This window comes from Castellaniella sp., assembly GCF_041677825.1.
Lineage (GTDB): Bacteria > Pseudomonadota > Gammaproteobacteria > Burkholderiales > Burkholderiaceae_B > Castellaniella.
Window position 1 is genome coordinate 174,476 of the sequence record NZ_JBAYPG010000002.1, and the last position, 21,547, is coordinate 196,022.

General features: G+C 56.0%; 22 protein-coding genes and 1 pseudogene. 4 read left to right on the top strand and 19 right to left on the bottom strand.

What is annotated here, in order from left to right; all coding sequences use genetic code 11:
• Positions 1–31 precede the first annotated feature (31 nt).
• From WCY17_RS01810 to WCY17_RS01860, 11 genes are all read right to left on the bottom strand, one after another.
• On the bottom strand, positions 32–1,039 hold the full coding sequence (locus WCY17_RS01810; RefSeq protein WP_372700452.1) for an acyl-CoA dehydrogenase family protein: 1,008 nt from the start codon (positions 1,037–1,039) through the stop codon (positions 32–34).
• Positions 1,040–1,080: 41 nt separating this feature from the next.
• Entirely contained in the window at positions 1,081–2,238 is a 1,158-nt protein-coding gene (locus WCY17_RS01815) for an acyl-CoA dehydrogenase family protein (protein ID WP_372700453.1), read from the bottom strand.
• Positions 2,235–3,497 (bottom strand): CaiB/BaiF CoA transferase family protein, encoded by a 1,263-nt coding sequence (locus WCY17_RS01820; RefSeq protein WP_372700454.1) that lies wholly within the window; start codon positions 3,495–3,497, stop codon positions 2,235–2,237. The genes WCY17_RS01815 and WCY17_RS01820 overlap by 4 nt, the downstream gene beginning before the upstream one ends.
• An 8-nt stretch (positions 3,498–3,505) precedes the next feature.
• Positions 3,506–3,889 carry a hypothetical protein gene (locus WCY17_RS01825; RefSeq protein WP_372700455.1) on the bottom strand — a complete coding sequence of 128 codons (384 nt, stop codon included), beginning with the start codon at positions 3,887–3,889 and terminating at the stop codon, positions 3,506–3,508.
• 4 nt (positions 3,890–3,893) lie between these two features.
• Positions 3,894–4,628: an ABC transporter ATP-binding protein gene (locus WCY17_RS01830; RefSeq protein ID WP_372700456.1), complete on the bottom strand. Its 735-nt coding sequence runs from the start codon at positions 4,626–4,628 to the stop codon at positions 3,894–3,896.
• Entirely contained in the window at positions 4,625–5,404 is a 780-nt protein-coding gene (locus tag WCY17_RS01835; RefSeq protein ID WP_372700457.1) for an ABC transporter ATP-binding protein, read from the bottom strand. The genes WCY17_RS01830 and WCY17_RS01835 overlap by 4 nt, the downstream gene beginning before the upstream one ends.
• The gene (locus WCY17_RS01840; RefSeq protein WP_372700458.1) at positions 5,401–6,348 is read right to left on the bottom strand and encodes a branched-chain amino acid ABC transporter permease; all 948 of its coding nucleotides are present in this window, start codon (positions 6,346–6,348) and stop codon (positions 5,401–5,403) included. The genes WCY17_RS01835 and WCY17_RS01840 overlap by 4 nt, the downstream gene beginning before the upstream one ends.
• A gap of 31 nt (positions 6,349–6,379) precedes the next feature.
• Positions 6,380–7,261: a branched-chain amino acid ABC transporter permease gene (locus WCY17_RS01845; RefSeq protein ID WP_372700459.1), complete on the bottom strand. Its 882-nt coding sequence runs from the start codon at positions 7,259–7,261 to the stop codon at positions 6,380–6,382.
• Between the two features lie 170 nt (positions 7,262–7,431).
• Positions 7,432–8,649: an ABC transporter substrate-binding protein gene (locus WCY17_RS01850; RefSeq protein ID WP_372700460.1), complete on the bottom strand. Its 1,218-nt coding sequence runs from the start codon at positions 8,647–8,649 to the stop codon at positions 7,432–7,434.
• Positions 8,650–8,783: 134 nt separating this feature from the next.
• Positions 8,784–9,854, bottom strand: coding sequence for a carbon-nitrogen hydrolase family protein (locus tag WCY17_RS01855; RefSeq protein ID WP_372700461.1), 1,071 nt, complete (start codon positions 9,852–9,854; stop codon positions 8,784–8,786).
• Between the two features lie 196 nt (positions 9,855–10,050).
• The gene (locus WCY17_RS01860) at positions 10,051–11,271 is read right to left on the bottom strand and encodes an ABC transporter substrate-binding protein (protein ID WP_372700462.1); all 1,221 of its coding nucleotides are present in this window, start codon (positions 11,269–11,271) and stop codon (positions 10,051–10,053) included.
• A 1,214-nt stretch (positions 11,272–12,485) separates the two neighbouring features.
• Here WCY17_RS01860 and WCY17_RS01865 point away from each other — a divergent pair.
• A complete protein-coding gene (locus WCY17_RS01865) occupies positions 12,486–13,280 on the top strand; it encodes an SDR family NAD(P)-dependent oxidoreductase (RefSeq protein WP_372700463.1) in 795 nt (264 codons plus the stop codon).
• Positions 13,281–13,318: 38 nt separating this feature from the next.
• Here the strand turns inward: WCY17_RS01865 and WCY17_RS01870 are convergent, their stop codons facing one another.
• The 4 genes from WCY17_RS01870 to WCY17_RS01885 all read right to left on the bottom strand — a co-directional run bounded on the left by WCY17_RS01870 (position 13,319) and on the right by WCY17_RS01885 (position 16,305).
• Positions 13,319–14,320, bottom strand: coding sequence for a cytochrome-c peroxidase (locus tag WCY17_RS01870; protein WP_372700464.1), 1,002 nt, complete (start codon positions 14,318–14,320; stop codon positions 13,319–13,321).
• A gap of 280 nt (positions 14,321–14,600) precedes the next feature.
• On the bottom strand, positions 14,601–15,140 hold the full coding sequence (locus tag WCY17_RS01875; protein ID WP_372700465.1) for a DUF2501 domain-containing protein: 540 nt from the start codon (positions 15,138–15,140) through the stop codon (positions 14,601–14,603).
• A gap of 372 nt (positions 15,141–15,512) precedes the next feature.
• Entirely contained in the window at positions 15,513–16,013 is a 501-nt protein-coding gene (locus tag WCY17_RS01880; protein WP_372700466.1) for a GNAT family N-acetyltransferase, read from the bottom strand.
• Entirely contained in the window at positions 15,982–16,305 is a 324-nt protein-coding gene (locus WCY17_RS01885; protein WP_372700467.1) for a DUF1778 domain-containing protein, read from the bottom strand. The genes WCY17_RS01880 and WCY17_RS01885 overlap by 32 nt, the downstream gene beginning before the upstream one ends.
• Before the next feature lie 164 nt (positions 16,306–16,469).
• Here WCY17_RS01885 and WCY17_RS01890 point away from each other — a divergent pair.
• Positions 16,470–16,739 (top strand): annotated as a pseudogene (locus tag WCY17_RS01890) (transposase); the annotation flags it as partial.
• An 85-nt stretch (positions 16,740–16,824) separates the two neighbouring features.
• Here the strand turns inward: WCY17_RS01890 and WCY17_RS01895 are convergent.
• Complete coding sequence (locus WCY17_RS01895; protein WP_372700468.1) at positions 16,825–18,120, bottom strand: type II toxin-antitoxin system HipA family toxin; 1,296 nt, start codon at positions 18,118–18,120, stop codon at positions 16,825–16,827.
• The gene (locus WCY17_RS01900; protein WP_372700469.1) at positions 18,110–18,370 is read right to left on the bottom strand and encodes a helix-turn-helix transcriptional regulator; all 261 of its coding nucleotides are present in this window, start codon (positions 18,368–18,370) and stop codon (positions 18,110–18,112) included. Before WCY17_RS01900 ends, WCY17_RS01895 begins: the two co-directional genes overlap by 11 nt.
• Before the next feature lie 440 nt (positions 18,371–18,810).
• On the opposite strand from WCY17_RS01900, the gene WCY17_RS01905 reads away from it, so the two are divergent.
• Positions 18,811–19,947: a Fic family protein gene (locus WCY17_RS01905; RefSeq protein ID WP_372700470.1), complete on the top strand. Its 1,137-nt coding sequence runs from the start codon at positions 18,811–18,813 to the stop codon at positions 19,945–19,947.
• A complete protein-coding gene (locus WCY17_RS01910; RefSeq protein WP_372700471.1) occupies positions 19,944–20,222 on the top strand; it encodes a hypothetical protein in 279 nt (92 codons plus the stop codon). The genes WCY17_RS01905 and WCY17_RS01910 overlap by 4 nt, the downstream gene beginning before the upstream one ends.
• A 234-nt stretch (positions 20,223–20,456) precedes the next feature.
• Here the strand turns inward: WCY17_RS01910 and WCY17_RS01915 are convergent, their stop codons facing one another.
• Together WCY17_RS01915 and WCY17_RS01920 are read right to left on the bottom strand one after the other, a co-directional pair.
• Positions 20,457–20,960: a GNAT family N-acetyltransferase gene (locus WCY17_RS01915; RefSeq protein WP_372700472.1), complete on the bottom strand. Its 504-nt coding sequence runs from the start codon at positions 20,958–20,960 to the stop codon at positions 20,457–20,459.
• Positions 20,957–21,235 (bottom strand): DUF1778 domain-containing protein, encoded by a 279-nt coding sequence (locus WCY17_RS01920; RefSeq protein WP_372700473.1) that lies wholly within the window; start codon positions 21,233–21,235, stop codon positions 20,957–20,959. Before WCY17_RS01920 ends, WCY17_RS01915 begins: the two co-directional genes overlap by 4 nt.
• Positions 21,236–21,547: the final 312 nt, after the last annotated feature.

Below are 21,547 nucleotides of genomic sequence, written 5' to 3' on the forward strand. Positions count from 1 at the left end.
TGAACCTGTCCTGGAAATGGATGAAAAATGCTCAACTGTGCGTATCCGCCATCACGCTGCGGATGACATCCAGCGTACGCGCTGGCTGCCCGCTGCTCAACAGCCAGCCCCCGGCGACCTCCTGCCAACGGGACTCGGCTCCCGCCAACCAGCGGTCACGGTGCAGCAGGCGCGTGAACAATTGCAAGTCATGCTCTTCGGTGAACCCCATGGCGCCATGGACCGCATGCCCCACTGCCGCCACCTGTGCGGCCGCAGCGCTGGTTGTGGCCTTCGCAATGGCCACCCGTGCAGCCTCGGGCTGCCAGCTCCGGGTCTGGCAACCTATCATGGCGGCCATCTGTGCGGCATACATCTGCTCCGCCTGCTGGCTGATCAACTGCTGGATGGCCTGGAATCTGGCCAATGGACGCCCGAACTGGACGCGTTGCGTGACATGCTCGCGTGAAAGATCCAGCACCGTCGCCATGGTGCCCGCCAGCCGCGCCGCGGCCAGGCAAGCAAGCCACATTGAGGCATCCACCGCTTCGCCAGCCACAGGGGCCGCCCGCCAGCAGGCCGCTGGCCACCGAACGGCCTGGTCCAGACCATACAGATGGGGCGCCCGCGCACTCGCATCGGCCAGGGCCAGCGGGCGCAGCACACCGTCTACCGCAACCAGGGCAGTGCCGGCCAGGCGGCCATAGGGCAGGCCATGGACGGCAACCTGGCCCTCTGCCAAAACGCCCTCTGCCAGCGTCAGCCAGCCAGCGGGTTGCGCCAGACCGGCGGCCTGCAACGCCGCCCGCGCCACCAGCGTCTCGGCCAGGGGTACGGGACAGGCATGAGCCCCCAGCAAGGCCAGCAGCGGATAAATCTGCGCCAGTGAAAGCCCGGCCCCCCCATGGTCTTCGGGCAGCAGCAAATTGCCAAAGCCGGATTCTTCCAGCTGCGCGGCCAATGCATCGGCCTCACCAGCCTGCAAGGCACGGCGCACGACCTCGGGGCTCGCATGCGCCTGCATGAGACGCGAAAAAGTGGACAAGAACAGGTCTTCCATCATCTCTCCAGCCCGCTACGGGCGCTCGGCACGGCCGATCATCAACGCAGGCCCAGGCCACGCGCAACCATGCCGCGCAGAATCTCGCGGGTACCGCCACGCAACGAAAAACTGGGGGCGATACGGGTCAACATGACCAGTGTGTGCAGCAGGGAAGACGGCACACTGCCCGGGTCGCGCGCGAACAGATCGTCGGCCAGCCACAGCGGGATATTCTGCTCGAGGGTCGTCCCCAGATCCTTGACCAAGGCCGCCTCCACCACCGGGCTCTTGCCCTGGGCCAGCTGGTCTGTAAGTGCCACCGACATGGCGCGCAAGGTAGCCAGTTCGGTAAAAATGCGGCCTGCCAGGCGCTGCGTGCTGCTGCGCTGATCGCCAAGGGCGCGCACAAAATCCAGCCAGGCATCGAACAGGATGATGCTGGAGAAGATGCGCTCGGGCCCGCTGCGCTCGAAGGCAAGTTCGGCGGTGACCTGCGCCCAGCCCTCGCCCTCGGCACCAATGAGCGCGCCATCGGGCAATTCCACGTCGTCGAAGAACACTTCGCTGAAATGGCTTTCCCCCGAGAGATCCTGGATGGGGCGCACCTCGACCCCCGGCAGGGACAAGTCCACGATGAATTGCGACAGGCCACGATGGCGATCTTCGGCAGTGCCGCTGGTGCGCACCAGAGCGATCATGTGCTGGCACTGGTCGGCATTGGTGGTCCAGATCTTCTGTCCGCTCAGCAGCCAGCCCGTATCGGTGCGGGTAGCGCGCGTACGCACACTGGCCAGATCCGATCCCGAGTTCGGTTCGCTCATGCCAATGCAGAACGCCGATTCACCCCGGCAGATGGGAGGGATATAGAACTGCTTCTGTGCTTCAGTGCCGAAGCGCAGGATCATGGGTGCGCTCTGGCGGTCGGCAATCCAATGCCAGCCCACGGGTGCGCCCCAGTTCAGGCATTCTTCGACAATCACGTAACGCGCATACACGCTGCGCCCCCCGCCACCATAGGCCGGCGGCAAGGTCACGCCGATCCAGCCGCGCGCACCCATCTGGCGACTCAGGTCACGATCCACCCCCGACCAGGTCTTGGCGCGTTCCCAGGCGGGCCGATCGGCCACTGCGGCCTGCAGAAAAGCGCTGACCTCGGTGCGCAGGACCTCGTCTTCGGCTGGTATGGCCGCGATCACCAACGGCGCCAGGGTGCTCATTGAATGACCCCCTGTTCGACCAGATGATCCAGGGCTGCCGTCGGCACGTCGAGCAAGCCCTGCAAGACGGCGCGCGTGTCCTGCCCGAGCACAGGTGGCGCCTGATGATACTGTACCGGCGTACCCGACAGGCGGATGGGGCTGGCCACGATCGGCACCTCGCCCGCCTGCCTGTGCGGCAAGTCGATCAGCATGCCACGCGCGCGAACCTGGGCATCCTGGAACACGTCGGCAATGGTGTTGATGGGCCCGCAGGGTACCCCTGCCTGCTCGAACGTGGCGACCCAGCTTTGCGTGGTGCGTTCACGAGTACGCGCGCGAACAAGCGAGATCAAGGCCTCGCGGTTCTCCAGGCGGGCCGCATGCAGCCTGAAGCGCTCATCTTCGGCCCATTCGGGGCGCCCGGCAGCAATACAGAAGCGTTTGAACTGGCCGTCATTGCCCACGGCCACGATCATGTGCCCATCGGCCGTTGGAAAATCCTGGTAAGGCGTGGTGTTGGGATGCTCATTGCCCATGCGGCCGGGGACTTTGCCGCCGTACAGATAATTCGTGTTCTGGTTGGCCAGGCAGGCCACGCCCACGTCCAGCAAGGCCAGATCGATATGCTGACCCATCCCGGTGATATCGCGTGCGCGCAGGGCAGCCAATATGGCCGTGCTCGCATACATGCCAGTCAGGATGTCCGTGAGCGCGACCCCCACTTTCAGGGGGCCCGCACCCGGGCTGCCATCGGCCCGGCCCGTGACGCTCATCAGACCGCACATGCCCTGGACAAGAAAATCATAACCGGGCCGGTTCGCATACGGGCCTGTCTGACCGAAGCCGGTGATGCTGCAATACACCAGCCCCGGATTTACCGCCTTGAGGCTGTCATAATCGAGCCCGTAGCGCGCCAGCCCACCGAGCTTGAAGTTCTCGATCACCACATCGCTGCAGGCTGCAAGCTTGCGCACCAGGGCCTGCCCTTCGGAACTCGAGATGTCTATGGCCACGGACTTCTTGTTGCGATTGGTGCACATGAAGTATGCCGCGTCAGCAGAATCGCCATCGACCGACCCCGGCACATACGGGGGGCCCCAGTGACGCGTGTCATCGCCCTCGCCGGGTCGTTCCACTTTGATGATCTCCGCCCCCAGGTCGCCCAGGGTCTGCGATGCCCAGGGGCCCGCCAACACGCGTGAGAGATCCAGTACGCGCAGGCCGCCCAGTGCGGTTGCAGGCGCCGTGTCCGCCTGGGGTGAATTATGAGTCGCCATGGAATGTTTCATCGTGTCGGGAATTTCATATCATGATGCTGTGCGCTTCGCGTTTCGCCAGAATATCCTGAACCAGGATCGCACAAAATACTACCGAAGCCCTGCCGTCCGAGAATGTCCGCGTACCCGGAACCAAATCGCGTTCGCATGGTCCACAGGTTATTCACAATATAATCACAATCATAATTACCACCACACAGATTGAAAGAAATCCTCTTTATTTCCCATGCGCGTTCAAATATGTATGAATAGGTATGATTGACAATCGCAATCAATCCCAACAGCGAATGGCCCGGCGCTCGTGTTTCGAATTTACCGGAAACGATCGCAAATATCTTATAAACACTGTAATGCCCATCAAAGAAGGTCGCTATGGCCAGTTTCTTGATCAAATAATTATTTGCCTAAATAAGCCCCTATCAATGCATTCCTTGCATCGTTATCCTTGATTGCTTCCTCATCCAGCTCACCCACTAGAATTCCATTGCGCATAATCCATGCCTGGCGTGCAAACTTTGTCGCCGCGTAGAAATTTTGTTCCACCAACAAGGCAGAAAACGGGTTTTTTTCATGTATCTCCGACAATCGCTCATAAACACGGGAAATCAGCAATGGCGCCAGTCCCAAGGACGGTTCGTCGAGCAGCAACAGCCGTGGCGCCGACATCAGGCTCCGGCTAATTGTCAACATCTGCTGTTCCCCACCGCTTAAAAACCCCGCCGGAGCCTTCAATCTATTCGCTAATTCCGGAAAGAAGTTGAGAATGGATTCCTGTCGTCTCTTTCTTATCTTTCGATCCACAAAATACCCACCAAGCAGCAGATTTTCCTCTACACTCAATTCGGACACAATCGCGCGCCCTTCAGGAACATAGGAAATCCCCAAATGAAATCTTTGTGCAGCATTTAATTTCGATATATCCTTGCCATCGAAATGGATGGACCCCACGGCCGGCACAAGGCCCGCAATTGCCTTGAGCGTACTGGACTTACCCGCGCCATTGGCGCCCAAAAGCGCAGAAACATAATTTGTTTCAATAGCAAGCGAGACTCCATGAACAACCTGAATAGCCCCGTATGCTACCCTTAGATCGGACACTGCCAGAAACGAAGAATAATCGACATCGCTCATAGCTCGCCTCCCAGATAAACCTCAATAACCTCTGTATTATTTTGAATTTCGCTGGGGGTGCCGGATGCCAATATGCTGCCAACATTAAGTACATGAATTTCATCGCACACATTCATCACCAAGTCCATATCATGCTCAACCACGATTATGATAAGTTCCTTGGAACGAAGACTCAGTATGGTTTGGGATAAGTCCCGGGTTTCAACTGAATTTAAACCGGCTGCAGGTTCATCCAACAGCATGACTTTCGGACTGCCGACGATCGCACGCGCAATTTCCGCCAGCCGCAACAGGCCAGGGGGCAGTTCATTCGGAAACTTATTGGCTTCACTGGAAATTCCCAGCCGCTCCAAAGTTTCCATCGCGAGGTCAAGATTATTGGAACGTTCTTTTCTAGCGTCACTCAGGGGAAGAAAAGCAGATAGCCACCCTGACTTAGCATATAGATTTAATCCAACTACCACATTTTCAATAATAGTCAGCTCATTACACAACACAACATGCTGGAAACTTCTAGAAAACCCCTGCACCGCTCGTTGATATGGTTGTGTATGGGTCAGATCTTGCCCCTCAAAGCAGATACTGCCCTCCTGTGGATGATACAGTCCGGTCAGGCAATTGAAGAAACTCGTCTTACCCGCTCCATTCGGCCCGATGAGGCCAATTATCTTTCCTGCACCAAAATCCAATGAGATACCGTGCAATACCGTGTTTCCACCAAACGACAATTTCAACCCAGTGACTGAAAGCACACTGCCATGAATATGATTCGTCATTTGAGATAATCCTTTTGCTCGAATAGCTTCGTATACTTCTGGAGCACATTACCACCCACAACCACAATCAAAAGCGTAGCACCATAGAACACAAGCACCAAGTCGCCAAAGCCAGCCAGAAGAATTGGAATGAATGCTATGAACAGACCGCCAACAAGACCGCCGAAAAACGACAATGAATACAGGCTAACAACTGACCCTACGAGTAAATAAAATGAAGTCCATACAGTAAAGTTATTAGGTGATATCGCAGTAGCATTGAATGCCAGCAACCCGCCGCCGAACGCGGCTATGGCACCGCTAATAGTGAAGCAAGAAATACGCGACCAACTCCCTGAAATCCCAAATGATTCACCAGCGAGCTTTGACGTCCTGGACAATAGCAACGACATAGCCTGCCTGGATGCACGGAAATTACGCAAGATATAGTCAATGAATATCAGGCCAACAAGAGGAAAGTAGTAACCCTGGTTTTTTGCTGACATACCTTCGATTGCACTTCCACTGGTATGCAGACCTTCGTAGCCTCCGGTGAACGATGTGAAATACAGAAGTAGTTCTGGGAGTGACAAGGCCACAACCATGGTCACTACCGTTAAATAAATTCCGGAAATCCGCCTGGACGGAACTGCCACAATCAACGCCGCCAGGGCTCCTGCTATAACTCCTAAAGGTAGACTAATGAATAGACTCAGAGAAAAATATTTCTCAAGCATTGCTACGGTATAGGCACCTATAGCTGCGAATACCCCGTGCCCGATGGACACTTCGCCTCCGTAGCGCACAAGAAAACTGACTGAAATAATGATAATTGCGAATGAAAATGAAAGACCAAGCGTAAACACCCAGTAATTCTGCGGCCCGATAATTGGCAATACCGCAAGCACAATCATGAGACCATACTTGAATGTAACCGCTGCCGGTGGTGTCTTCGCTCCAAGCATGAACTGATGTCCCTGCTTTGATGACTTTCTATTAGACACGTGAGACCCCTCCGCCAGTTCCCATCAGCCCGTTTGGAAAAAAATTCAAGATCAGTAAAATCACCACAACCATATACGTGTTTTGCAATTCGCTTCCAAGATAGAAGGCAAAAAGATTATTAAGTACACCAACCAGCAAGCCGCCTACTACAGCCCCGGCGATACTATTGAATCCACCAACAACTGCTGCGACAAAAGCCAATAGCATGAATGTTGCAACACTTGTAGTAGAGAGGAATGTTGTGGGCACGATTAGCACTGCGGCTATTGCGGAAACAATTCCAGCCGCAATCCAGGAAATCAACTGTACCTTGCTCAAATTCAGGCCGCATACCTGACTAGCAAACGGATTGGACGAGACTGACCTGAAGGCTACTCCAATCTTCGATTTATCAATGGCAAAGTACAAGACACCAATCGTCAATAACGTTATGGTAAACACCAACAGGTTATAAGAAGTGAAGACTATTGGGCCTAGATCATAACGCCAGTCAGGAATAGGAAGATCCAGAGCGACAATGTCTGCGCCGTACACAATTTGCGTAATACCCTGAATTATCAGCCCTGCGCCCAAGGTTGCGATGGTGCTGGTTATATCCGATTTGAACACAATCGGCATGATTAGAACATAGATGATCGCCGCCAGCATGATTACCGCAGCAATGGCATATAAGCTTCCCAGTAGCCAATTTATGCCTGTAGACTCCTCCAATGTCACCGCATATATGAGAAACGCCGCCAAACCCGCAATATTACCGTGTGCAAAATTTACAACTTTACAACTCTTGAATATAAGGACCAACCCAATTGCGCCAATGGCATATTGGCAGCCGCTGACTAACCCGGACCATATCAGACCAATTAAATCAATCATTATTACTATCCGCACCTGGATGATAAATTAAGACGATTGCTCCGTGCATTTAAAAGTACCAATTTCATTAAATTCACGCCAGCATTATCGTCTAACTAAAATCGGGCGAGGTTGACGGCATTCGTGGACCATCAACCCGCCCAATGACTTCAGTAAAATATGCGGATATTCTAAACTAATTTTTGATCAAACACGACCTTCGGATATGGTTCGAAATTTCGCACCATTTCAAATTCACCACTTGGCATTGCTTCAATGATACATTCTTGCCTGGTACCTCGATGGTCCCCTAGTTTAAATGTCACTTTCTCCGTGCCGCCAATGTCAACATCACGGATCGAATTCATCGCACGGATGAAATTTTCCCTGGTTAGTGAATTTCCACTTTCGAGCAAGATGCGCATGCCTACAACAAACAACTCTGCATTTGTCCATCCGTTCAGTCCAAAAATTCCAAAAGGATCCTTGGGGTAATACGCCTTACTGGCTTCCCTGTAGATCTTGATGCGTTCATTCTCAGATGTGACCGGCAACAGCCACGAGGAAAATTTCACGCCATTCAAGGCATTACCAGCCAATTTGCGCGTTGAAGGATCGGCATTGAAGAATGGCGCAATCCAATTGGCATCGAAATTCAGCAATTTTGCCGACTTCAGTGCGAGCGCCAAATTTGAGTTGGCGCCGAACATGATCACGACGTCAGCCTTCTCCTTGATCAGCTGTCTGATCTGTGGTGCAAAATCCGTGCTCTTGACCTCAAAGGACAATGAAGCTACCGGCTTCAGCGATTTAGACTCCATATAGGTGTCAAACCCTCTCTTTGCAGAGCGTCCCACCTCATCGTTTTCCCAGAGAAATCCGATTCTCTTTGCGCCCAGCCCTTCCAGTGCATACTGTGCGCTTGCTCCAGCAGACCAGCCATAATCCGGAAATAGTGTGAAAACCAGTGGCTCTGAATAAAACTCCGGAGAGCCGCCTAATGGCCCTATGATTGGCAAACCAATAGACTTGGCATACGGTACAGTTGCTACCGTGGTAGGCGTGCCAACCGGTGTGACCAGCGCGAAGATGTTATCTTCTTCAACCAATCTTTTTGTAACAGCAACACTTCGAGCTGGGTCGTAACCATCATCATATGTGATGTATTTTATCTTCCATCCATCCAACTGATTGGTCTGTTCTGCCCACCTAAAGCAGGCGTCCGCTCCGTGTGTAAGCAAAGTATAAAATGGCACAGGGCCAGTAATTGGCGTAAACGCACCAATGGTAACCGTCTTACTGGATTCGTCAATTCCAGGTAGATTACCTTGCGCATGAGCCAGGCGGCCCGCCAATCCCAAGGAGGTTGTCAACGCCGCGCCACCTAACAGAAACGATCGTCTTTCCATGATATATCACCAATTTCCTTTTGACACTCGATGAAATTCACCAGAAACTGCACTTGACGCGATATTTAGTCCAATGAATATCTTCTGCACTCAGATAATACTCGAATCAATGCAGTTCCTTTTAAAGGCGAAGTCTATTCGTTTTCGGCGGCCTCGCTATCGGCGGTGACCGCCTTGCTTGGATCTTCCGCTTCCAACTCCAGCTCGTCGATTTCATTTACGATGCAGTTGAAGGGCTTATTGTTGATCTTCAACGATACGATATCAGGTCTTGCATAATGACCTACTGCGTCAAGCCTGTGCTTTGCCCGTATACGGACAGCAGGGTCCAGATCTGCATACAATATTGCCTCCTCGTTGAATACTGGCCCTGCAAGATACTCACCCGCAGGACTCACAATGGCCGATCCGCCTACAGCCCAATCCCAATTTCCGAATTTCTTGAATGGGAAGCTGTCCGGGATCGAATCCAATGGTACATAGAGGCTTGCGCTAAGTACAAAATTCTGACTCGAATAGGCATACTCGCGGATGCAGGAATCAATGTCACTTGCGCCCACATCCACTGTGGCACCCTTGGCCAAGCCCTTTTCAGACGCGCCCGCGAACCAGCCAGGCCAGCAACAGACATGTATTTCTTCGCCCATTGCGATCAAACCGGCTTTCATGAATGGCATGTGGTTTTCATAGCATACCAACGCACCGATATTGCCCAGCTTCGTTTTCCACACATTGAAATCGGAACCATCACCACGCCCCCAAACGACCCGCTCTTCGTGGGTGGGCACGAGTTTCCTGTGTCGCGCCAGTACTTTTCCATTAGGACCAATAAGCACCTGAGTATTGAACAACGTGTTGCTTCCAGGCACGTCGCTTTGCTCAGATATCCCGATGACACAATGTGCGCGTACTTTTTTTGCAGCAGCGCACAAAAGGTCGAGATCATCTGGAATTCGTACGGACTCACGGTAATAGTCGACGACAACTTGCCGCCAGGCATCCATAACCTCCGGATCCTTGTCTGTGTAGGTAAATCTGTTTCTCCAGTAAGGATAAGTAGGAATACCTGTTTCACCGGTAACGATCAGTTCCGCGCCATTCTCTCCAGCCTCTATGATCAGCTCGGCCAGTTTTTCAAGATTCGCCTGCTTGTCCATATGCACGGGTGTAAACTGAATTACAGCTGCTCTGACAATATCTTTCATTTTATGCTCTCCTATCCATCATAAATTCCATCTTATGCACCAGGCGTTATTGACACATGTGATTTTTTAAAACAATACCAACCGCCCATCAAATCTACGTCATTACTAACAAGCTGAAATATGACAACTGCTGCTTATTTGTTCGTGGTGTGTCTCCTGTTTAGTATTGATTTCGATCTGCCATATTATTCATGATTCATTCATGAGATAATGGGCACTCACTATCTGCATCCGAAATGGTGGCCTGCTTACTCGGAATGGTCTGGAGTATGTTCAAAAGATCCCACGGAGAACGTGATTCCTCTGGCTTCTTCGCTTTCGCAAGATACATATCATGCCGAAGTTGCCCATTCTTTTGTATATGGCCATCATTGGTAAAAAAATCATTAATGGTCATTTCGCCCAATTTTTTCCTGACGACATCGGAATCATCGGTTCCAGCCTCGGCGACAGCCTTGATATAATTACTGACCGCCGAGTACAAACCTGCCTGTACCATTGTTGGCATTGCACCATGCTTCTCGTAGAAGCGCTCTGACCATTTCCGAGTGGCATCGGTTCTGTCCCAGTAGAATGCTGTAGCAAATGTCAGCCCCTGTGCGAGATCAAGACCCATGGCTTTGACGTCAGTCAGGAAAATAAGAAATGCCACCAGCTGCTTGCCGTCCGTACCTATTGAAAATTCATTGGCTTGCTTGATGGTATTGATCAAGTCCTGACCGGAATTTGCCAGAGCGATAACATCGGCGCCAGACGACTGGGCCTGGAGAAGCGGCGACGCAAAATCGCTCGCATTGATGGGCACACGCACGCTGCCGATTACCTTGCTGCCCAGGCTGGTGAGAGCTTTGGTCGCGTCATTGGCCATCGAATCACCAAAGGCATAATCGACCACGATCAAATACCAGTCTTTGACATTATCGCGCGATATGCCTTCCGCCACCCCTGTCGCCAGGGCATATGTATTATAGGTATACTGAATCCCGTACGGTGTGCAATGCTTTTCCGTGAGCATTGCACCTGCACCGGTGTTCATGGTAAGCACTTTTTTCTCGGACGCCAGCTTCTGTACTGCCAGTGCCACCGATGAGTTATTCATGCCGGCAATCATGTCGACATGCTCCAGATCAATCCAGCGACGCGCTACGCCCGAAGCAATATCCACCTTGTTCTGATGATCTTCGGTAAGCAGCATGATGGGTTTTCCAAGTACCTTTCCACCTGCGTCATCAATCGCCATCTGTGCCGCCACCACTGCGCCGGGCCCGCCAATATCGGAATACAAGCCGGACATGTCTGTGATCAAACCGATCTTCAGGGCATCGTCGGATACGTCAGCTGCTCCTGCAGTACCAGCAGACATCAGCGATAGCGCACCAGTGATGGCCATTGCAATCTTGAGCATACTCGTTTGCATTTCTTTCTCCAGCCCAAGGGCCTCCTGTTTATGTTTTAAAAAAGGTACTACTTATTTTTATATTCCGAACAATATAACTACTGATTGCTCCTGATCAAATTGTTAACAAATAATACTCTGCCAGGTGCACTCGCCTATCAGCGAACCGCTGTGTCTCCTGAAAGCTGTGCACCTCAATCCAAATAGTGCTGCACCGCTCGCGGTGGCCTGGTCCGGTTGAACATCTCAAAGCACCTACTCATCAGCATAGGTGATCGCTGTGATATGACGTGCAACCCGCGGAACGCCGCGCTGTCTCGACTCTACTATCGACGCTTATGCACTAGTTGTCTAATATTATTATTGAATAATGTGATACATTTATACTATCAGCAGAAAGAAGAGCGATCGTCAATAGTGAGGTACATCGGGCCGGAGGCTTGGTGGTGAATGGCGATTTATTGAACCCATTCACCGCTATCTTCGATGGATTCATTATCTTTAATGCAAATGAGCGCATGCTTGGGGCGAGCAGATCCGGGATTTTCTGGAAGCCACCAGGCCCTTCGGTGGCATCCAGCAATGAGATCCCAAGCTGCGCTGGCAGGAGGAAGCCGGACCTGACCAACGCCTCGATCCAACGCAACACATTACGCTGCACTGAGAATGCTTCGGAACCTGCGTGAATATGGTCGTCGCTGTGAATATGGTCGTCGTTCCTGCTGGGTATTTGTGGAAATTTGGCAAGGTAGCGTAATAGGTAGAGGATAATTCCCTCCGAGATGCTTGAAGTTGCTCGATGCCATCGACGATCACGATCACATCCGGCTGGTCCGCGATCGGCAATGGTGTCTGGATCAGACCTCGCGAAACCTCCTGCACGGCCTGTCGCGGGCGTTCACGAAGCGCGTCCGAGCTTGTGCCCCGATGAGCGATGACGGTGCGGCCATGACTACTGGAGAGACCATGCTGACCTGGCCCGTCTGGGTATATCGCAGCAAACGACCTTGCGTTGTCCGCCCTGCCAGAACGTCAGCCGTGGGGCTTCCGATGACGAGTCACAGGGCACCTGATGGTCACGCTCGAGGGCAGCTGAAGCAACTGACACTCGAGTACCTGAACCTGGATGACAAAGCTTGGACGGGAGCGTCCACGCCATTGCTTATACTGAGCATGCGCGTACACTACGCTGGAATTTCTCCCGCGATGAGCTCGATCTTGGATGGAATGAAAAAATGCTGAATTTGAAGGGCAAGGTGGCCCTGGTAACGGGCTGTGGCTCGTCCTTGCCGGGTTGGGGCAACGGCAAGGCCATCGCCGTCACGCTGGCACGCCAAGGGGCCACGGTCTTTGGCCTGGACCGCAGCCTGGAAGCGGCAGAAGAAACCCGCAGCATCATCGAAACCGAGGGGGGCACCTGTGCGGTTCGCGCCTGCGATGTGACAGACAGCGACGAGATTCTGGACGCAGTTCAAGCGTGCCTGTCCAGTATGGGGCAGATCGACATCCTGGTGAATAATGTCGGCCAATCCGAGCCTGGCGATCCTGTGAGCATGAGCGAACAGACCTGGGATGACCAGATGGCACTCAATGTCAAGTCGGCCTTCTTGACCTGCAAGCATGTTTTGCCGGATATGATCGAACGCCGAAGTGGTTCGGTCATCAACATCGCATCGGTTGCCGGCATGCGCTACGTGGGCAAGCCGCAGGTGGCCTACGCGGCCGGCAAGGCGGCCCTGATCCAGATGACAAGAACGACCGCTGTCATACACGCCGGCAGCGGCGTTCGCCTGAATTGCGTGGTGCCTGGCTTGATGCATACGCCACTGGTGGATCGATTGGCCCAGAAATACGCGGGCGGGGATATCGACGGTTTCGTCAAGCTGCGCAACAGCCAGGTGCCTGCGGGCCGCATGGGCGATGCCTGGGACGTGGCCCATGCGGTTGCGTTCCTGGCGTCGGATGAGGCAAGGTACATCACCGGCACCGAAATCGTGGTGGATGGCGGCCTGGTTGCAGCTACACGCTGACAGCCCCGGGCGCGCCACCCGAGTTTCTGCACATTGGCTCAGTCTTCAAATGGCGTCGGACGCGGCGTGGCATCTGAAGATGGCGGCAGAATCGGCAGCACGATTTCGGGCTGCTTGCCGGTGAGCGACTTCAGGAATGCCACGATCTGGGCATTTTCCTCGTCTGAATAATGCCGGCCGAGTTGCAGCCTGCCCATGATGTCCACCGCTTCCGCCAGCGTATCGACCGCGCCATCATGAAAATAAGGATATGTCAGTTCGACATTGCGCAGTGTCGGCACCTTGAAGCTGAAGCGATCGGCATCGATACCGGTCACCGCGACGCGCCCTTCAGCCGGATTGCTGGTCTGATATGGTTCGATGAGCCCCATTTTCTGGAAGGATCGTCCACCCAGATTGGGGCCATTGTGACAGGCGACACAACCACTGGTCTTGAACAGCTGGTAGCCCGCCAGCGCCTGGTCCGACAGGGCTGTTTCATCGCCCTTGAGCCACAGGTCGAAGGGGGCGTCCGGTGTCACCAGCACTTCTTCAAATGCGGCAATCGCGTCGGTGACCTCGTCGATCGTGATTTCCGGCTTGTCGTACACACGCTGGAATTCATCCACATATTGGGGAATGGAGGCCAGCAGTTCAATTGCCAGTTCGTGAGTAAAGGCCATTTCCATGGGGTTGGCGATCGGGCCGCCGGCCTGTTCGCGCAGATCACCGGCCCGGCCATCCCAGAACTGGGCCATGTTCAACGATGAGTTGAGCACCGTGGGCGAGTTGATCGGGCCCTGCTGCCATCGGTCACCGATCGAAGTGGCCAGATTGTCGGAACCACCCGTACTGAGGTTATGACAGGAATTGCACGAAATGAAGCCTGATTTCGAGAGGCGCGGGTCAAAGAACAGCTTCTTGCCCAGTTCGATCTTGGCCGGATCACCCGCCTCCGGGTAGGGGATCGGCTCGACCGGTTCGTTCGACTGGCCATATGCGATGCCTGTACATGCCAAAGCCAGGGCGATGACCAGAGTGTGTGCCTTGAATCGTGCCATTGTGCGCTCCTTTGTTGCCGAACCCGGGAATTGATCCAGAATGGCTGGGTCACGGGATCACCAGATCATATCCATGTTTCCAATATGGATATGATAGCCTGAGAAAGCCGAAAAGCAGTTGATCCAGAACAAGGTGTTCGACGGCTTCGAAGGCAGGTGCGCCGCTTGGCGATCTGGGTTTCCGCTGACGCTCGACAGGCAAGGTGAATCGCCGCTGGAATCGCGCCGGCAAAGTCGTTGAACGAAGTTGCCACGCGAATAGGCGCCGACAACAGCGGTGTCAGATCAAGGATGTCGCGTTATCCAGCACGTAATCGCACGCCTTGGTCTTGATGTTGTCCTTGAGTTTGCTGACATCAAACGACCCACCATCACCTGACAGCAGGCCAGACAGCCCTTGCTGGTAGCCGATGTCCTGCTGTTGTTCCTGGGGGCTGCCCAGGCCGGCCTTGCTCAGCAGGCTCTCCTGAATGCTGGCCGCATCGGCACCGCCCAGTACGTTGTTCTGGATGCAATACTGCAAGACGCCTGCCACATTGCCGGCCATGTCGCCGCTGATACCCGGCAAACCGAGGGCCTGAGCCCCTACGCTACCACCCAGCATGCTGCCCAGGCCAGTGCTTGAAGCCGGTGTGGCGGCCCCGCCGCCACCCAGAAGGCCTGTGGCCGCCTGATCTTTCAATCCGTCCATCAGGCTCTGTGCCCCAACGGGCAGTGCAAAAGCCGCCCACAAGGCGGACCCCAAAATAGCCGTGCGCAATGTCGTGTTCATGATGATTTCCTGGGCATGAAAGCTGCCTGGGGCAGCGAAGGCATCCATGATACGCGTCCAACTTGCGCATGCGGAGATTGCGGCTCACAATCCGCCCGCTGGAGCAGCCGCGAGGCCGCCCTGAAGCGCTGGCGCAGCGTCGGAATCGGATCAAAATTCCTGAAGCTCTGTGGGCGGGTGCTATACCGGCAGGTCGACGCTACCCACAGGCGGTTGAGTAGATCGGCATGAAAGGTCCGGCGCGCCAGATCTTACGTGCGCCATAGATTTGGAAGTTTTTATCCCAGACGCGGTACATATGAATCATGTGCCGTTCATCGCGTTTGGCTCGGCGGCCGCACAGATCCGGTTTGCGACACCAGGCGGCGTGGCGCCTGCAGGCTGACCGGGCGACCTGCAAGGCCTTGTAGATCGGTCGCCTCACCACAGCGACAGAAACAGCTTCAACGGCTGGTCGGTAGATGGCGTGAATCCGTAATGCTGGTAAAACCGCGCGGCGGCTTCGTTCTTCGCATCCACGAACAAGCCCGCACTGTCCACGGCCTGCGCTGCGCTGCGGGCGCGGTTCACGGCGTCGGCCAGCAGCAACGAGCCCAGGCCTTGGCCCTGCATGTCGGCGCGCGTGGCCAGGCGCGCCAGGCGCGTTACCGGAATCTGACGCGGGTAGCGCCTGGCCTGATTCGCGGGCAAGTTCTCGGTCAGCACGAACGCTGAAGTCAGGGCGTAAAAGCCGAGGATGCTATCGGCTTGCACCGTGTAGCCGGACTGCACGCACGACTGCGCCGCCAACGCATCGGCGGGCACAGCAACGAAGCTGCGCGAGATCCCCCTGCTCTGGTGCTGCAGCGCCATCTGCTTGAGCCAGACGTTCAGGGCCTCGACGCCACAATCAAACCCGTTTCGATCGTGGTGCCCAGTCAAGGGTTCCAGTCTGATCATTGCGTCGTGCCGTGTAGTCTTCGAGAGCAGCCTTCAACGCGGCATTGGGAGGCAGCGGATTATCCAGTGCCGCGAAGAATGCTTCGGTGTCACGGGCAGAAAGACGGATGACCCTCTCCTGCTCGATGATGCGTTCGGCCTCACGCAGCGCCGTCTGAACGACGAACTGGTTCAGGGTCGCGCCGGTCAGGCTGGCGGCCATCTCCAGGGTTTCCTGCACGGCTCTCGGCACACGAGCCGTGATGCGCCCACGGTCAAGCGTTGCGGCTGTCATGGCCGGACTCCATCAGTTCGATGGAGGAAGTCTAGCACAACGGTGCCAAAATGACACCACGAATAGAGCACCAAAGCCGGCCTGCCTTGACGCGTATCCGCGGTTCGATGCCGCACCGCCGTGGTTATACCTGAAGGGGGTGTCCACCGGCGACATGCGCGAGGCGCTTGAAGTGCTGCTGGGTGCACAAGACGGCCAACATCCTGAACGCCCTGCCCAAGGGCCTGCAGCCCCGGGCCAAGGCCCAGCTGCATGAAATCTGGATGGCCGCCACGCGCGATGAAGCACAAAGCGCTTTCGAACAGTTTGTCGCCACCTACCAGGCGAAGTACCCCAAGGCGGCTGCCAAGCTCACCGAGGACCGCGAGGCACTGCTCGCCTTCTATGACTTCCCCGCTGAGCACTGGCAGCACCTGCGTACCATCAACTCGATCGCCGGGAACGGGCATCAAACCCGTCTGTGTTCCAGTGCCTGTTCAACTCCCAACGCCGGAATCGAATCCGCGTCCGCATGGTCGCTCAGGTAGGGGGATCGGCGACTGCGTCATTGTCGGCTACAGGATCGGTGAGCCTCCGAATCGTCAGGGTGCAGCGCTGCTCAATCAAGGTATTGATTTTCTCAACCACGGCATTGCCAGCAAAACTGTGTCCGGGGACAGACTGGAGCTTGCGCGCTGTCGCTGGTAGCAACCTTGCCAATTCCAGAATGCGCCGTTTGGCCTGCGCCCTGGTGAAGCCTGCTCCTTCTGCAAACTGCTCCCAGTGCCGCGCCTGTACTTCGCTGAACTTGTATTTGCTGCCGATTTTCATCGCCATCTTTGGTGTCAGTGTTGGATACACCGCTGTCGAGAGCGTATCGTAAAGCGGTGCCAGAACGGGGGTCTTACCTGAGTACAGCAGCGAGAAATTCTTGGCGTGTGCATCATGATTGCCGATCAACGCATTGAAAATTACGTAATCAAACAGCCGCAGAACTTGTGGTGCATTGGGCCTGGTCACACTGCGCACCAGCTCAAAACACTGCGCCAGATCTGGGCCCCCTTCATTCTGGTACTTCAGTTCGGGCACCACGCCCAGCGCCTGGCAAAAGTCCTCTTGATGCAAGCGTTGCCAGTGCCCCTGCGTATCGATCAGCCGGTCGTAACGCTCAACCAGCAAAAATGAGCGATCTAGCACACGATGAATTTTTGATTTGGCCGGCGCAAGCTGCATCGCCTCAGCCAGCGCCATGCAAAATCCCTCATTGATCACGCTGTCGGGGGCGGCGTGGATGGCCGGTTTCAGGATGTGAGAGCTGGGCGTGCCGCCCCGGGGCAGCCCGATACGCGCACCATCAAAAACCACGGGCAACTTGTCTTGGGCACCAGCCAAGGAAAGCCGCAAGCCGCCTTTGCCTGCCAACATAGGCCGATGCGTTAATTCATCCAAAATGGCAACGACGTCCTCGTTGCTCAGCCATTGAATGTCATCGCTGCGGTTCGGCACAGGCAGGGCCTGTCCCGGCTCATGGAACGTCACGGCCCCGGCGCATTCGCCGCCGATGTGGTCCAGCAGCGCAAAGTCGTTCTGGCCAGACACCTGAAACTGCTGCGCAATCAGGCGGCGCATCCGCCCTTCGGGCAGTAGGCCTGCAAAGAAGGGGCGCGTTTTGCGATCATCGAACGGCTGCGCTTGCAGGGGCAGCAAGATGGACAAGGCAACGGCGTCTTTGTGTGCCAGCCAACCGGGTGCGTAGTAAAAGCTTAGCCGCCCATCGACCAGCGCCAACGTGCCGACACGATCTGCGAAAAGCCAGACGTCCAACTCATGTGCCATGGCCGTCATCCTCTCGCTGATCGTCGGACACAACTGACGGCAACCCACTCAAATGGATTTCACCGCCCAGGGCATCGATAACTCGCAGCACATTTTCCAGCCGCAAGGTGCGCTTGCCTGCTTCAAGGTCGACAATGAAGCGCACACCCACCCCAGCCGCCAGCGCCAACTGGGGCTGGGTCAGCCTGAGCTGCTTGCGAGCGGCACGCAGTGCATTGCCGAGTTGTTGAGGCGATCGAATGGATGTCATGGCCTGTTTAATTTCCCGATCGAGCAATTATTAGCCACAACTGGACTAAGTGCAAGAGATATTTCCCGATCGAGAATGTTTTATGTACTTGGAGCATGGTCCAATTTCTTATTTCCCGGTCGGGAAATAAACCGCCCCTAATTCCAAATTGACACCCATTTACGCCCCATTTGCTGCGGTTTTCTGAACTGCGCCACGACTTCCTCTTTGCGGCGAATGGGTCAGCGCCACATATCGCTTGGCTCCCGGGCGGAACAGCGCCGGTCAGACCGTGGGACGTGTCGCCGACCTCCATCCAGTTGGCGCTGGCCTGGGGGTACCGCTGATTGCACCTATTCCGGCACCAAGCAGCCAGTCGTGCAGGGAATATCGCCCTCTATCGCCGCACTATCTGCGGAGAATAACTTGCGAATGCGGAGATTGTGACTCATAATCTCCGCATGAATAGCGGCGATTACAAATACATCTGGCAGGCCTGCGACTGGCCGAACTGGCGCTTCGATCTGGCTGCGCTGGCCGGTCCGATGGCTGAGGTCAGCCGTGCCCAGGGGCTGTTGATGGGGCGCCTGGCTGATGTCGGCATGGCGCTGCGCAATCAGGCGAGCCTTGCAGCACTGACCGAGGACGTGGTCAAAACCAGCGAGATCGAGGGCGAGCAGCTCAACGTCGAATCCGTGCGTTCGTCCATCGCACGCAGGCTGGGCGCGGACATCGGCGCGCTTGCGCCGGTCGATCGGCACGTCGAGGGCGTGGTCGAGATGGTGCTGGATGCCACAGCCAACTGCCAGGCACCGGTAACACAGGAGCGTCTGTTCGGCTGGCATGCCGCACTGTTTCCCACCGGCTACTCCGGCCTTTCCAGGATCAAGGTCGGTAGTTGGCGCGATGATGCCAGTGGCCCGATGCAGGTGGTATCCGGCCCCATCGGTCGCCAGCGAGTGCATTTCCAGGCGCCGGCCGCTGATTGTCTCGATGCCGAAACCAGCCGCTTCGTCGACTGGCTGAATGGGGCGTCGAACGAACCGCCGCTGCTCAAGGCCGGTCTCGGCCACCTATGGTTCGTCACGTTGCACCCGTTCGGCGACGGCAACGGTCGTATCGCCCGGGCCATCGGCGACCTGCTGCTGGCTCGCGCCGATGGCAGCCCGCAGCGATTCTACAGTTTGTCGGCGCAGCTCCAGCGCGAGCGCAAGGCCTACTATGACATCCTGGAGAGGACGCAAAAGCGGTCGCTGGACGTCACTGAATGGCTCGCGTGGTTCCTCGATATCCTCCATCGCGCCGTCGACCAGGCGCAGCGCACACTCGATCCCGTGCTGGCCAAGGCACAGTTTTGGCAGCGTTGGGCAACCACGCCACTCAACGAGCGACAGGTGAAGTTGCTGAACAAGCTGCACGATGGCTTTGAAGGCAAGCTCACCAGCAGCAAGTGGGCGGCCATTGCCAAGTGCTCGCCCGACACAGCCCTGCGTGACATCAACGATCTGCTTGCACGGGGTGTTCTGCGGAAATCGGATGCGGGCGGACGCAGTACAAGCTATATGTTGGAGGATGCTCCAACCGGGGAGCACGCATGAAGAAAGACGCAGGCGACGCGGAAACTGCCGTCATCAGCTCATCCGCGAAGGTTATTCTGGATTTCCTCGAGCGGGGCATCGCCGCGCACCCCGAACAGTTGCAGCCTGTCATTGCAGAGACCACCCTGGAGCGCTGGCGCAGCGAGGGACTCGGGCCCAAGTTCCTGAAGCTCTGCGGCCGGGTGCTCTGCCGGCAGGTCGACATCGAGGCCTACGAGGAGTCGTGCCTCGCAACGTCGACCAGGACGGTTGCGACGCAGGTCAGTGCCGGCTGAGATGTTCCGTTTCGTCGGTAGTTATCGACAAGTACCAGCGATTTGCAATGTGACGGCACCGGCGACCGTCTGGGTGAGACAGATTTCGGGCCAACAGAAAGTCCGTAGTCCGCAAGCGCGGACTGATCAAGCAGTTTGTTGAAAATCAACGGATTGGCATTGGGCCGTGCGAGCTGGTGAGGGCTCCTGCGGGTTCGTGCGGAAAGAGGCGGACTCTGAGGTGGGGACACCACCTCAGGTCAACATGCCTTTGAGATCCTTGAGCATCAGGAACAGATGGTACAGATCAGTCGGACTGGGCTCGAATTCCCACGATTGGTACCACTGCCGCGCTGCGTCATCCTTGGCATGCACCAACAGGCAGCGAATGCCAGCGATGTCGGCAGCCTGTGCGGTACGCAGCAGGGCGTCCTTGAGCAAGGCCTGGCCCAGACCTTTACGCTGATGCGCCTTGTCCACGGCGAGCCGGGCCAGGATCATGACAGGCACCGGGTGACGCGCCAGCCCCTTCATCACCCGCGATGGCGCGGCCTGCGGATCGACACTGCCGACGGCGAGGCTGTAGAAGCCGACCACCACATCACCCTTGCAGCAGACATAGGTCTGCGTGCTATTGGCCTTTTGATTGACCAGCGCGTAGCGCTGCAGGAACTGGTTCAGCGCGGCCTGGCCGCAGTCGAACGCATCGACCTGATCGGTTGCAGCCAGCTTGCGAACGGGGGAGTAAGCACTGCTCAATCCAGAACCCCGGGCTCACGCAGCAATTTTTTCAGGCGTGGCTTGCCTTGCACCGGGCGGTCCAACGCATCCTGGAAGTCCTGCCACTGCATGTCGTCCAGCACGAACTGGCGACGATCCGCCAGCGTCTGCGCGGCTGCCGTCACGCCCGCGTCGAGCAGGAACTCACTCACGTTCTTGTGGCAGGCGCGTGCGGCTTCCTGTAGCAGTTGCTTGACTGGCGCGCTGGCACGAACGTCAATGCGTTCGGTCTTGGAAAGATTCAGGGTGCTCATGGTGCCCCTCCGGACTGATCTTGGGTGCCTTTATTGTAGCCGTCCGGACAATGTCCTGACAACACGTTTCTGATCTTGGCCATCATCCAGTCAAGCGACACCTGAAACTGACCCCTCTACGATTGAACGTCAGCGACCATGTGGGCAGGCCCCGCAGGTTGAATTGGTGGGCATGGCGCGGAGAGCCCATAGCCGGATTGTGGCCGATGTGGCCGTAGGCCTTTTCCAACGCTTGACATCCTCCTTCCTCTCTCACTGATGCTCGGCATCCAGGGGTGCAAAGGAAGGGGATCCCTGCAGCGTCTGCTGGCC

Bases quoted from the DNA above. Each gene is read 5' to 3' on its own strand.
- WCY17_RS01855 (WP_372700461.1), bottom strand. From the start codon at position 9,854: ATGAAAGATATTGTCAGAGCAGCTGTAATTCAGTTTACACCCGTGCAT.
- WCY17_RS01875 (WP_372700465.1), bottom strand. From the start codon at position 15,140: ATGGATGCCTTCGCTGCCCCAGGCAGCTTTCATGCCCAGGAAATCATC.
- WCY17_RS01860 (WP_372700462.1), bottom strand. From the start codon at position 11,271: ATGCAAACGAGTATGCTCAAGATTGCAATGGCCATCACTGGTGCGCTA.
- WCY17_RS01900 (WP_372700469.1), bottom strand. From the start codon at position 18,370: ATGACATCCATTCGATCGCCTCAACAACTCGGCAATGCACTGCGTGCC.
- WCY17_RS01870 (WP_372700464.1), bottom strand. From the start codon at position 14,320: ATGGCACGATTCAAGGCACACACTCTGGTCATCGCCCTGGCTTTGGCA.
- WCY17_RS01820 (WP_372700454.1), bottom strand. From the start codon at position 3,497: ATGGCGACTCATAATTCACCCCAGGCGGACACGGCGCCTGCAACCGCA.
- WCY17_RS01865 (WP_372700463.1), top strand. From the start codon at position 12,486: ATGCTGAATTTGAAGGGCAAGGTGGCCCTGGTAACGGGCTGTGGCTCG.
- WCY17_RS01840 (WP_372700458.1), bottom strand. From the start codon at position 6,348: ATGCTTGGAGCGAAGACACCACCGGCAGCGGTTACATTCAAGTATGGT.
- WCY17_RS01850 (WP_372700460.1), bottom strand. From the start codon at position 8,649: ATGGAAAGACGATCGTTTCTGTTAGGTGGCGCGGCGTTGACAACCTCC.
- WCY17_RS01920 (WP_372700473.1), bottom strand. From the start codon at position 21,235: ATGAGCACCCTGAATCTTTCCAAGACCGAACGCATTGACGTTCGTGCC.
- WCY17_RS01885 (WP_372700467.1), bottom strand. From the start codon at position 16,305: ATGACAGCCGCAACGCTTGACCGTGGGCGCATCACGGCTCGTGTGCCG.
- WCY17_RS01810 (WP_372700452.1), bottom strand. From the start codon at position 1,039: ATGGAAGACCTGTTCTTGTCCACTTTTTCGCGTCTCATGCAGGCGCAT.
- WCY17_RS01910 (WP_372700471.1), top strand. From the start codon at position 19,944: ATGAAGAAAGACGCAGGCGACGCGGAAACTGCCGTCATCAGCTCATCC.
- WCY17_RS01835 (WP_372700457.1), bottom strand. From the start codon at position 5,404: ATGACGAATCATATTCATGGCAGTGTGCTTTCAGTCACTGGGTTGAAA.
- WCY17_RS01845 (WP_372700459.1), bottom strand. From the start codon at position 7,261: ATGATTGATTTAATTGGTCTGATATGGTCCGGGTTAGTCAGCGGCTGC.
- WCY17_RS01895 (WP_372700468.1), bottom strand. From the start codon at position 18,120: ATGGCACATGAGTTGGACGTCTGGCTTTTCGCAGATCGTGTCGGCACG.
- WCY17_RS01815 (WP_372700453.1), bottom strand. From the start codon at position 2,238: ATGAGCACCCTGGCGCCGTTGGTGATCGCGGCCATACCAGCCGAAGAC.
- WCY17_RS01905 (WP_372700470.1), top strand. From the start codon at position 18,811: ATGAATAGCGGCGATTACAAATACATCTGGCAGGCCTGCGACTGGCCG.
- WCY17_RS01830 (WP_372700456.1), bottom strand. From the start codon at position 4,628: ATGAGCGATGTCGATTATTCTTCGTTTCTGGCAGTGTCCGATCTAAGG.